This window comes from Haladaptatus sp. CMSO5, assembly GCF_036689885.1.
In the GTDB taxonomy this organism is placed as follows: Archaea; Halobacteriota; Halobacteria; order Halobacteriales; family Halococcaceae; genus QDMS2.
Genome location: NZ_JBAHVW010000001.1, coordinates 2,369,246 through 2,379,335, shown reverse-complemented (window position 1 = coordinate 2,379,335; position 10,090 = coordinate 2,369,246). Strand labels below are relative to the sequence as shown.

General features: G+C 61.4%; 12 protein-coding genes. 3 read left to right on the top strand and 9 right to left on the bottom strand.

Annotated features, from left to right (window positions below):
- Nucleotides 1-50: 50 nt before the first annotated feature.
- The 3 genes from V5N12_RS12625 to V5N12_RS12615 form a co-directional block, all read right to left on the bottom strand.
- On the bottom strand, nucleotides 51-731 hold the full coding sequence (locus V5N12_RS12625) for a PadR family transcriptional regulator (protein ID WP_332899521.1): 681 nt from the start codon (nucleotides 729-731) through the stop codon (nucleotides 51-53).
- Nucleotides 732-928: 197 nt separating this feature from the next.
- Complete coding sequence (locus V5N12_RS12620) at nucleotides 929-1,414, bottom strand: Lrp/AsnC family transcriptional regulator (RefSeq protein ID WP_332899520.1); 486 nt, start codon at nucleotides 1,412-1,414, stop codon at nucleotides 929-931.
- Nucleotides 1,415-1,775: 361 nt separating this feature from the next.
- Complete coding sequence (locus V5N12_RS12615) at nucleotides 1,776-3,143, bottom strand: NAD(P)/FAD-dependent oxidoreductase (protein ID WP_332899519.1); 1,368 nt, start codon at nucleotides 3,141-3,143, stop codon at nucleotides 1,776-1,778.
- 200 nt (nucleotides 3,144-3,343) lie between these two features.
- Between V5N12_RS12615 and V5N12_RS12610 the strand changes: the two genes are divergently transcribed.
- From V5N12_RS12610 to V5N12_RS12600, 3 genes are all read left to right on the top strand, one after another.
- Entirely contained in the window at nucleotides 3,344-3,493 is a 150-nt protein-coding gene (locus V5N12_RS12610; RefSeq protein ID WP_332899518.1) for a DUF7563 family protein, read from the top strand.
- A gap of 41 nt (nucleotides 3,494-3,534) precedes the next feature.
- On the top strand, nucleotides 3,535-4,323 hold the full coding sequence (locus tag V5N12_RS12605; RefSeq protein ID WP_332899517.1) for an enoyl-CoA hydratase/isomerase family protein: 789 nt from the start codon (nucleotides 3,535-3,537) through the stop codon (nucleotides 4,321-4,323).
- A gap of 99 nt (nucleotides 4,324-4,422) precedes the next feature.
- A complete protein-coding gene (locus V5N12_RS12600) occupies nucleotides 4,423-5,331 on the top strand; it encodes a D-2-hydroxyacid dehydrogenase (RefSeq protein WP_332900103.1) in 909 nt (302 codons plus the stop codon).
- Nucleotides 5,332-5,571: 240 nt separating this feature from the next.
- Here the strand turns inward: V5N12_RS12600 and asd are convergent, their stop codons facing one another.
- The 6 genes from asd to cofD form a co-directional block, all read right to left on the bottom strand.
- The gene (asd, locus tag V5N12_RS12595) at nucleotides 5,572-6,606 is read right to left on the bottom strand and encodes an aspartate-semialdehyde dehydrogenase (protein WP_332899516.1); all 1,035 of its coding nucleotides are present in this window, start codon (nucleotides 6,604-6,606) and stop codon (nucleotides 5,572-5,574) included.
- Nucleotides 6,607-6,729: 123 nt separating this feature from the next.
- Nucleotides 6,730-6,915 carry a 30S ribosomal protein S17e gene (locus V5N12_RS12590; protein WP_332899515.1) on the bottom strand — a complete coding sequence of 62 codons (186 nt, stop codon included), beginning with the start codon at nucleotides 6,913-6,915 and terminating at the stop codon, nucleotides 6,730-6,732.
- A 41-nt stretch (nucleotides 6,916-6,956) separates the two neighbouring features.
- Complete coding sequence (locus tag V5N12_RS12585; RefSeq protein ID WP_332899514.1) at nucleotides 6,957-7,520, bottom strand: DUF447 domain-containing protein; 564 nt, start codon at nucleotides 7,518-7,520, stop codon at nucleotides 6,957-6,959.
- Nucleotides 7,517-8,347: a triphosphoribosyl-dephospho-CoA synthase gene (locus tag V5N12_RS12580; RefSeq protein WP_332899513.1), complete on the bottom strand. Its 831-nt coding sequence runs from the start codon at nucleotides 8,345-8,347 to the stop codon at nucleotides 7,517-7,519. The genes V5N12_RS12585 and V5N12_RS12580 overlap by 4 nt, the downstream gene beginning before the upstream one ends.
- A complete protein-coding gene (locus V5N12_RS12575) occupies nucleotides 8,344-9,078 on the bottom strand; it encodes a tRNA-dihydrouridine synthase (protein WP_332899512.1) in 735 nt (244 codons plus the stop codon). The genes V5N12_RS12580 and V5N12_RS12575 overlap by 4 nt, the downstream gene beginning before the upstream one ends.
- On the bottom strand, nucleotides 9,079-10,068 hold the full coding sequence (gene cofD / locus V5N12_RS12570) for a 2-phospho-L-lactate transferase (protein ID WP_332899511.1): 990 nt from the start codon (nucleotides 10,066-10,068) through the stop codon (nucleotides 9,079-9,081). It abuts the gene before it with no gap.
- Nucleotides 10,069-10,090 lie beyond the last annotated feature (22 nt).

Below are 10,090 nucleotides of genomic sequence, written 5' to 3'. Positions count from 1 at the left end.
CTGTTCGACAAACTCTCAATACTGGAACGATATGTGGCGGATGTGGGCGTTCAGCGCAACAGACTCGCAACGTGAACCGTCGTGTCTTCGGGGAGTTGAGTTCGGATAGTCTGCGGTTCGATTTTTCCGTCGAGCGCAACCAGATACCAGTTATCTGGAAACGAGCCGTATACTCCGTCTTGGTCGTGAACGTAGCCAGCTACCGTGATCGACCGAGGGAGTGCTTGACGAAGGAACTGAACCTGTCGGTGGACGTTGAATTCGACGAGTCGACACCGTACCGTCCGAAGCGGCGTTGATTCTGTAATGGTTCCCTCTTTGAACCCATCTCTGACGATCGAGCGAAGGGGATCTAATCGTGCTTTGATCCCTGCGGGAGACTTTGACGCAGGCGCAACCCACTCCTCGTGTGCGTCTTCGAGAACCGTACACTTCGTGTGTCCAACGACGAGGACTGCCCCAACGTCGTACTGAGTTCTGAGATGTTCGATATTACCATCTAGAACCATTTCGCCCTCGTGTCTCCTCCAGGCCTGGTTTCCGAGGGTTTGCACCTTGATGAGGTTCCAAGCGGCGTCAACCGGCCACAGTGGTTCCTGGGGGTTCCAACCTTCCATCGAACACGAAATGACGAGTGCCGTGCGTGAACTCGAACCGTCTGTCCAGTCTCTCTCAGAATCGACCCAGTCTTGAACCGACTCAACGACGGATTCGAGATTGCCATCGTTCATCGACAGATTGTCCTCCACTGTTCCGGCTCAACTATGTGAGGCATTAGGCCGTGCAACCGGATTGCCCGATAGAGGTCAAATAATTACCGAAGTGTTCATAATACCGTATCAATAAACCGAATCGTTACGCAGACACTGCCGACCCGTACGAGCGGTTGTCCGGTGTCCGACCGTGTTCGAAAGCAAACACGTTTGGATTATCGATCAGTCTCCGTTTGATCCTCGGGAGAAAACTTGCCGAATGGGGTCGTCTCGTGGCTTCGTACGAGAACCTCGTCGGCGATGGTGAGCCCCATATCGAGAAGTTTCTGTGCCACTTGCGTGATATCGCTATCGGACTCGCCAACGGCAGTAACGAGGAGGTTCTGTTCACCGGTGACCAACTCCTGAACCGAAACGACGCCATCAATCCCGAGAATTTCGGGGATGCACTCACCACGCTGCGGTATCGAGGCGGTGCAATAGAGCAACATTCGGAGTGGATAGCCTGACTTCTGGTAATCGACGCTGGCGCTGTATCCTTTGATTACCCGGTCGGATTCGAGCCGATTGATCCGCTTGCGAACGGTGCTGTCTGAGGTTCCGGTGCGCTCCGCGATATCTCCGGACGACATATTTCGGGCGTCTTCCTGCAGTGCATACAAGATCGCCCTATCAACGTCATCAATCGCTTCTTCGACCATACGCGTGTATCAGTGGCAAAGGCACTTTAGGTTTGTACGTTGCACGGGCACTCACCGGATGTTCTTACCTGTGTCGATGGCTAAACGTATTGAATCCCGTTCCAGAACTGTGTATACTCGGGTGATGGTAGAGACTCGTCGTGTGAGGAGTGTCGCCCGAGACACTAACGGCCGGTATCATCCCGAGGCGGCGTGCCGCGTCAACCGGGAAACCCTCGTGTCAGGCGCCGCCAACTGGCGGATTCTCCGTATGTCGCGTGCCTGGGTTCGCCGCACAGTCATTGCACCCTGAACAGGTACGCTCAGGCGGGGACTAATGGCACGCAGAAGGTAGTTAGCGGGCTGCCGGTTTAAACCCTTTTTACGCCGTGTACTCGTCTTCTCGAATCTGGACGTACGAGTGGTTCCGGTAGCCAAACTTGATTTTGCGGTACTTCGCGGCGAGTTTCATCCCGGCGACGCCCGAGGAGAGCGCTTGTGAGGTGGTGTAGCCGCCGCGGTCTAAGATGCGGTCGAGCGTGCCGAACGTCTTGTCCCAATCGCGCGGCGTGAAGTCGGCAACGTAGTCTGCCATCGCAATGCTCCGCAGAATCTCGCTCCCGAGCGCGCGCTTCCACGCCGTGTTGTAGGAGTTGAGGGTTCCGCTTGCGGCCATCGCCCCGGCGAGTTTGCCGGTGCGGACGGCAACGTGGTCGCCACCCTCGTGGAAGTGAGACGTCCCGCCCATCGCGCCGCCGGTGACGGCGATGTTCGCGGCCACGGGCGAGTCGATGGGGCGCGTCGAAGAGATTGGGTAGGCTTCCGTTCCCTTGTTCTTCCCACGGTCTTCTACGAGCGGGAAGTCGTCTTCAATGTCGTACTCGTCGCCGTAGAGCATTTCGAGCAGGCGACGGAGGTAGACGCGCCCTGGTGGAATCTGCGTGTCGTCGTGGCGCAGCAGTTTGTACTCATGGGGGTACTGCACATCTTCTAAGTTCATGCCAATCGGCATGGTGAGGCCGACGCGCTGGACGTTGCCGTCGTTCGGGAACACCCAAGGATACGCCGTGTGGCCGGGGATGAGGCCCCACCAGAACTTGATGAGGTTGTTCTCGACTAACTCCTCGGGGAACTCACGGTGTTCCTGATACGCGATGTGGTTTGCTTTGTTCGGGCCGAGGTAGTCGGCCACGGAGCGACCGGCGGGCATGAACTGGTCTACGGTGTTCATCGTGACCTGTCGCTGTGGCCCGTCTGCGAGCACGAGATACTCGGCTTCGATTTCGGAGCCGTCGCGCAGGGTGAGCGTGTGTTTCGGGCCACCGGCGAGCGTCGTTTCGACGTTTCGGACGGCGGCTTTCACGCGATATTCGGCACCGGCTTCTTCGGCTTCGGCGCGGAGCCAGTCGTCGAATCGAGCGCGGTGGAAACAGAATCCGAAGCCATCGTACTTCGCGGGAATCCCGGTTTTCTGGAGCGTGAACTTCTCGGTCGGGCCCATGAACTGCGCGCCGTCGAGACGAGAGAGAATAACGTCTTCGGGAAACTCCGAGGGCTCCATGTCCATCAGGTCAATCCAGTAGTCGAGCATCCCCGCGGCGTCGGTCGAATCCGGGCCGAGTTGCTCGCGGTCTGCACGGGGTACCCCCTTCTCTAAAACGATGGCCTCGGCACCTCGTTCGGCCGCCGCCTTTGCGGCCGAGGAGCCAGCAGGCCCCCCGCCGACGATCGCAACGTCAACTCGCTTCATACCAATACCCGCGCATGGCGGGGTTAAATTCCTGACCCTTTGCCCCGTCGCGTGTGACGAAAACCTCCTTGCAGCACCGTCACTTCCGGACTGTTGCCGACTATTTCACCAGTAATGACTGTCCTAATTGCAATCATTTCAGTACTTACCTCCCGGATAACAATATTGCCTGTGGGTCTCGCTACCACTCGTGATTGTCGATGCCAGAATGTAACACCTGTGGCGAGTTCGTCTCGCTCGACTTCGCCCGCGTCTTCGGAAACAACGCCAATGAAGTGCGATCCTGTCTCGACTGTTCGACACGAAACGCCCTCCAAGACGGTGGCCCAAACCGGCAGCGTGCGGACTGAGTGACGGCACAGTTTTGAGGCTGGCGGCCGCTCTCTTTGCCATGTCCGAGTTCGAATTCGTCACCGTCGAAGACGACGGTGCAGTTTGCACAATTCGCTTAGCCCGCCCAGCCGCACACAACGCACTCGACCGCCAGATGGCAGCCGAGTTGCGTGAAGCCACCTACGACGCCGTCACCCGCGACGACATGCGCTGTCTCGTCATCACGGGAACCAGCGGCACTTACTGCACCGGCGCAGACCTCGGGACGCTTTCTGGCGACGAAAGCGACGAGAAACGACTCCGTCACCTCGCCACCGACCTCCACGCGATTGTGACCGCGCTCGTGAACGCGCCGATGCCCGTCGTCACGGGCGTAAACGGCGTGGTCGCCGGTGGCGGCCTCGGGCTGGCCCTCTGTGGCGACATCGTCCTCGCCGCGGAGTCCGCGCGTTTCGAGTTTGCGTATCCGCGTATCGGCCTCTCCGGTGACGGCGGCTCGACCTACTTCCTCCCGCGACTCGTCGGCCTCAGAGAAGCCCAGCGGCTGACCCTGCGCGACGAACCCGTCGGCAGCGAGGAAGCCGTCTCGCTTGGGCTCGCAACCGAACAGGTCGCAGACGACGAGTTCGACGCCCACCTTACAGACCTCGCTGCGGGCATCGCGAGCGGCCCGACGGCGGCCTACGCAGAGACCCGCGCGCTGCTCCACGAGAGCTTCGACAATACGCTTTCAGAACAGCTCACGTCAGAATTGGAGCGTATCTCGGGGCTTGCGAACTCAGCGGACTTCGCGCGCGGCCACGACGCTTTCTTCGAGAAATCGCCCGCCGAGTTCGTCGGTCGGTAATCGTAATACGAGGGGGCGAAAATCACGAGGCATGCAAGCACGGTGGTCACACTGACCCGCTCACCCGACGTGCTGGTGCTTCGCCGGTGCGTCCACGGGATGCCCGTAGAACAGTACGCAGACGCCCTTCGCGCGCAGCTCCCCGACGCCGACATCGCGCTGGCGAAAACGCCCGCAGAAGAGCGAGAACTCATCAAACACGCCACGGTTGTGACCGGCGGCGTCATCGACGACGACCTGCTCGATGCCGCAGAAGACGTAGAACTGTTCGCCTGTGTCTTCGCCGGATACAACCACTTGCCACTCGACACACTCGAGGCACGAGACATCGCGGTCACGACGGCCTCGGGGGTTCACGGCCCGAATATGGGAGAACACGTCGTCGCGTCGATGCTCGCGTTCGCACGGCGCTTCCCCGAAGGCTGGCGTCGCCAGCAGAAACGCGAATGGCGCCACTACAAAACCCGTGAGCTGAATGGCTCGACGGTCACCATCGTCGGCCTCGGCGCGATTGGACAGGCGGTCGTCGAACGACTGCAGGGCTTTGGCGTCGAGACGCTCGGGATTCGCTACACGCCCGAAAAAGGTGGCCCGACCGACGAGGTGTTTGGCTTCGACGACCTCCACGAGGCGCTCGCGCGGACGGAGTATCTCGTGCTCGCCTGTCCGCTCACCGACGAGACGCGCGGGCTCGTAGACCGAGAGGCGTTCGCAACGCTCCCACCGGAGGCGGTGTTAGTGAACGTCGCTCGCGGGCCTGTCGTGGATACGGATGCGATGGTTCGCGCCATTCGCCTCGGCAAACTCCGTGGGGCGGCACTCGACGTGACCGACCCGGAGCCGTTGCCCGAAAACCATCCGCTCTGGGGCTTTTCGAACGTGCTTATCACCCCGCATAACTCGGGGTATACACCAGTTTACTACGAGCGGGTTGCTGCAATTGTGGCACGGAATCTCAATCGATTATCCGACGTTGGAGTTGGCAGCCTCGAAAATCAGGTCATCTAGAGCAGACCTCCCCCAAGGTTTCTCCGATGTCCTGTGTTGCTAGAGACACTGAACCCGGCTCCCTACCCCTTCTGAAATCTGGAAACCGCGATACACGTGCAGTGCAATCCGGCCACAATCCCCCAATTGCAATCGGATGCAGTTTCTATTACAGTCGAACAGACGATATACTCATTCACTGTTCAACGTTCACGGCGTGAACGTGGGTCAAGACATGAACACGGAACGCCCGTCTTTCTTTCAGAGATAGTCTCTGTCAAGAAGAAGTTCGCCGTTCAGCACGCTCGCGCCTGCAGCCCCACGGATGGTGTTGTGGGCGAGGCAGTTGTACTGCAGGCCGAACGTGGATTCTTCGAGGCCACCAACGGAGACGCTCATGCCGTCGCCAAGGTCGCGGTCGAGGCGCGGCTGTGGGCGTTCTGCGTCCTCGAAGACGTGGATGAACGGGTCGGGCGACAGCGGGAGGTCGAGTCCGGGGTACTCGGTCATCGCCTTCGCTGCGGCCTCGGGAGTCAGTTCGTCTGCCGTTTCGACCCAGACGTTCTCTAAGTGGCCGTCGAGCGTCGGAATCCGATTGCACGAAGCAGAGACCTCCACGTCGTGGAGGATGACTTCCGCGCCGTCGAACTCGCCGAGCAGGCGGCGCGATTCGGTCTCTAACTTCTCCTCTTCGCCGCCGATGTGCGGGATGGCGTTGTCGATGATTTCCATCGAGGTGACGCCGTCGTAGCCCGCACCCGAGACGGCTTGCAAGGTCGCAACGTGGACACGCTCTAAGCCGAAGTCAGTGAGCGCCGCAAGCGTTGGCGTGAACGTAATCGTCGAACAGTTCGGATTCTTCACGATTGCGCCGTTCCAGCCGCGATTGTCCTGTTGGACTTCGAGCAGGCCGAGGTGGTCTGCGTTCACTTCGGGGATGATGAGCGGCACGTCTGCGGCCATCCGCCAGTTAGAGGAGTTAGAGGAGACGACGTAGCCCGCTTCTGCGAAGCCTTCTTCGACGGCCGCGCCGACCGACGAGGGAAGCGACGAAAACAGGAGGTCGACGTCGTCCGGCACGTCGTCAGGCGTCGTATCGGAGACGGTGAGGTCTGCGATCGACTCGGGGATGGGGGTGTTCACACGCCACTTAGCGGCGTCGCGGTACGTCCGGCCTGCACTCGTCTCACTGGCGGTGAGTGCGGCGATTTCGAACTGGTCGTGCGGTTCTAAGAGCTGGATAAGTCGTTGCCCTACGGCACCGGTGGCTCCGAGAATACCTACCTTGACAGTCATCACCTGACGTAGAGAGAGGCCTATTCAAAACAATTGTGGAACCTGCATGTGTTACACTCGCGCGGCTGTCAGGCGAGTTACAGCAGTCGCTCTACGGCGAAAACGCGGAGAGATGAGAACGGCTTATGCGGCGGTCTTGATTTTGCGCGTGACGTACCCAGCGATACGGTTTCGGACGCTCTTTGACTCGATGTTGGTGAGTTCCTCGACGGTGTCCTTGTTGTGCTCGAAGTCCGTGTTGAAGGCGTCTGGGTACTGCTCCATCAGTCGGTGACCGGTCTTCTTGACGTAGGCGGGTTTGATTGCCATTACCGTCTGGTTCCCCGTTCAGCGACTAAAAACGTTCGTTCTCACTCCCACGAAACGTACGATTGCAGCCGATTGAGTGCCTCATGTTCCCGTGGCCCACCGCACGCAGCCACCACGTCGGCCAGATAGTCGAGTCGCGCGCTGAGCGTCTCGGTGTCGTATTCGGGCACGTCGAGGCGTGAAGCCGCCACTGTCGCCTCGATAACGGCATTGAACCCGCGATTGATGGTCGGCACCGATTCGGCGACGACCGCGGATTCGACGGGCGTCAGCGTCCACGTTTCGACGGTGATGTTCCCTTGCTCTGTTGAATCCACCTGCTCGACTTCGACGCGTGCCCACGCCGCGGCGCTTTCGAGAACCGGGTCACCCACTTCGTACACCGAGAGCGCGCCATCGACGAAGTCCACGGGGTCGGTCGGAAACTGGACGTAGCCCTCGCCTTCTTCGTGGAAGTTGCGCCACGTGCGCGTTCGACCGTAGGTGCGCGCGGTCACCGGCGACCCGGCGTGGAGGCCGAGCGCGGCGACGTTCCACTTCTCGTTCGGCCCGCGCGTCGTCACGAGCGATTCGGTCACGCCGCGCAGTTCGACCGGCCACGTCATACCTGCAGGCCTCGTTCGAGCGCGATGAACAGCGACGCGGCCACGATATCGGCGGTCGTCCCTGGATTGATGCCCTCTTTGACGAACTGGTCTGCGAGTTTCTCAGGGTCTGCTTTCCGCCGCAGGTAGGCTTGGGCGCGTTCGCTCACCTCCGCCGCCACCTCCGGCCCGTGGTGTTTTTCGACGAACGTGTCGGGTTCGGCGGCGAGCAGTTCGAGAAACAGGGTCGCGGCGCGGTCGGTGACCGGCCCCGAAAGTCGTCGGAGCCGTTCTGCGCCCGCGAAAGACCGTTCGAAGCCCGTTGTCCACTCGCGGGCGACGCCGTCGCCGTCGGCGCTCATCTCCATCACGTCGAAGAGCGTGATGTCACGGGCTTCGAGCGTCGGAATCGCCTTCGACCCCCGGCGCACGTCGAGGTCGTCTGCGTGTTCGGGCGGGTCGCTCACGAACACGGGAACGTGCTCGAACGCGCGATAGAAGTTCGCTGCGTCCGCAATCGTGGTCTCTCTCACGAGGCGCTGGGTCGCCTCCGACGAGAACTCACCGGTCGAAGCCTGCACGAGCGGGATGAGCAAGAGCAACGCCCCGAACTGGGTGTTGCCGCCGCGTTGTTCCGCCATGCCCGACACCGCGCGTTCGAAGGCATGGCCGATTGGCTCGCCTTCTGCGGCCAGTTGGAGCCCGTTCTGTGCGCCGACAGCCCCTGCCAGAAAGTGCTCGAAGCGCAGGTCATCGTGGTCGCGATGGCGGTCGACGTTGCCCGGCTTTGGCGTACTCGCTACTTCGAGGAGCAAGGCGAGCTCGGCGTTCTGTGCGGGTGTTCTCATCGCGCACCTCCGAACTGGTCGGCTGCGCGACGCACCCGCGCCATAACCGTCGGATTGTCGCTCGCCCGCCCGACGCTCACGGCGTCAGCGCCGTAGGCGAAATACTCTCTGACGGTTTCGGTACCGCGCACGCCGTTGTTGGCGATGATGAACAAGCCTGATTTGGCCACCTCCGCGATGACCGCTTCAGAATCCATCGCATCGACGTGGATAATGTCGGCTCCGGCGGCTTCGACCCGCGCTGCCGTTTCGCTGAGGTCGACGCCTTCGACTTCGGCGCGCACCTTCACGCTCACCGTCGCACCCGTTTCTGCGGCCACTTTCACGTACGCACAGAGTCGATCCGTATCTGCGAGGAGTGTTTCGCCCGCACCAACCGCGCACATCTCGGCCTGTCGGCAATGAGCGTTCAATTCGAGGATGGCGTCGTGGGCGACACACAGTTCTGCAGCCTCGCGGAGCGGGTCGGTCGTCACGGTGCGGACGTTCACCCCCGCCACGAGCGCCGCGTCGCTGAGTGCGGCCAGTTCGCCGTGGATGAACGCGAGCGGGTCGTCCGGGAGAAACTCGGTTCGGTCGCGGGCGACGAGTTTTCTGGCGGCGTCTCGCGTCTGTTCGTCTAGCGACACGCCGCCGAGGAAGGCGGCCCCGGCGTAGGCAGACCCCTTTCGAGCCCACGCAGCGTCGGATTCTCCCGAGAGGCTGGCGAGGGCGACGCGCGGCTCGAACATTCAGGCCACCTCCAGTGCGGCGGCGACGGCCTCTGCGACGCGGGCGGCGTCCGCTTGTGTGTCCATGCGCGTATCGGTTTTCACGGTCGGCCGGTCGAGATTTGTGCCATCCGCAGAATCGAGGACGAACGCATCCGCGAACGGGTAGGCTTCTGCGACGCCCGCCGTACTCGGGTCGAACCCTGAGGCTGCCATGAGGTCGCCCGCAGGCCCCGAGAACACCGTCTCTTCGATGAACGGCGAGACCGCGACGACGGTGGTCTCTGCGAGCGCGTCACGGATTTCGGGGATGGCGAGCATCGGCCCGATGCTGGTGATGGGGTTCGACGGCCCGATGACGACGGGGTCAGAGAGGGCTGAGAGGACGGCGGGCGTTGCTTGGGCGTTTTCGGCTCCGCGGAACTCCACGCGCTCGATTTCCGGCTCGGCGCGTTTACCGACCCAGAACTCCTGAAAGTGCATCTCACCGGTTGGTGTCTGAATGATACTCGCCACGGGGTCGTCGCTCATCGGCAGGAGCGTGAGGTCTACGTCGAAGGCGTCTGCGAGCGTCTGTGTGACTTCGGTGAGCGAGTGGCCTTCATCAAGGAGGCTCGTGCGCGTGATGTGGACCGCACGGTCGCGGTCACCGATGGTCATGAACTCACCGACGCCCGAAAACCGTCGCCAGCGGGAGAGTCGTCTGCCTGCAGTTTGCTTGTCGGCGGGCAGGTAGCGTGGCCCCGGCGAGAATCCGGCGTCTTCTGCGAGGTCGTGGAGCGCCCGATTCGTCTCCTCGGTGTCGTTTTTGATGCCCCACCATTGGTCGGTATCGAGGACGCCGCCCCGTGAGAAGAGGACGGTGTCTACGTCCGGACAGACGAGGAGGCCGCCGAGTTCCACGTCGTCGCCGGTGTTGCCGATGACGGTGGTGTCGGCGGGTGAAAAGACGGCATCGGAACCCGAGAGAAGTTTGGGGGTTCCCGTGCCGCCTGCGAGAAACGTAACCATGCCTGAGTGGTGACTGTCCGGT